Consider the following 574-nt stretch of genomic DNA (forward strand, 5'->3'; position numbering starts at 1 on the left):
GACGTACTTGTCCCCGCGGCGGGTGTGGCGCCACACGTGCTCGTCCACGCCCAGCACCCGGACACCGTCGAACCGGTGGACGTCCTCGATCAGGACGCGCTTGCCCTCGGTCAGGACGGCGTCGTTGGCCGTGTTCCACGAGACCGCGAGGGCCTGGGCGATCCGCGCGACCGTGAGGTGCTGGACCACCAGCCCCTCCAACGCCCAGCGCAGCGCCCGGCGGGACAACTTGGCTCGAGGTTCGGCGGCCAGGCTGGTGTCCTGGCGCCACACGTGCCCGCACCCGGTGCACCGGTAGCGGCGCACCGTGACCAGCAGCGTCGTCGGCCTCCAGCCCAGCGGCTCGTGCGCCAGCTCCCGGGTGACCGTGTCCCGAGCAGCGCCCTCGCACCCGCAGCGACGGCACCACTGGTCAGCCTCCACGACGCGGCAGGCCAAGACCGCGCGATCCGGTTCCAGCCGTTGGCCGGTGACCTGCAAGCCGAGCTCGTCCAGGCGGCAGAACGTGGTCAGGTCAGGGCAGGCGAAGGTAGCGTCAGGCACGTCGAGGTCTTCCGGATGGGCAGTGTGAGAA

1 pseudogene is annotated in these 574 nt (G+C 71.4%); it reads right to left on the minus strand.

The features are described 5' to 3' along the window. A pseudogene (locus G9H72_RS20765) lies at window positions 1-543 on the minus strand (transposase family protein); the annotation flags it as partial. Between the last annotated feature and the right edge of the window lie 31 nt (window positions 544-574).

This window comes from Motilibacter aurantiacus (assembly GCF_011250645.1).
Classification (GTDB): Bacteria; Actinomycetota; Actinomycetes; order Motilibacterales; family Motilibacteraceae; genus Motilibacter_A; species Motilibacter_A aurantiacus.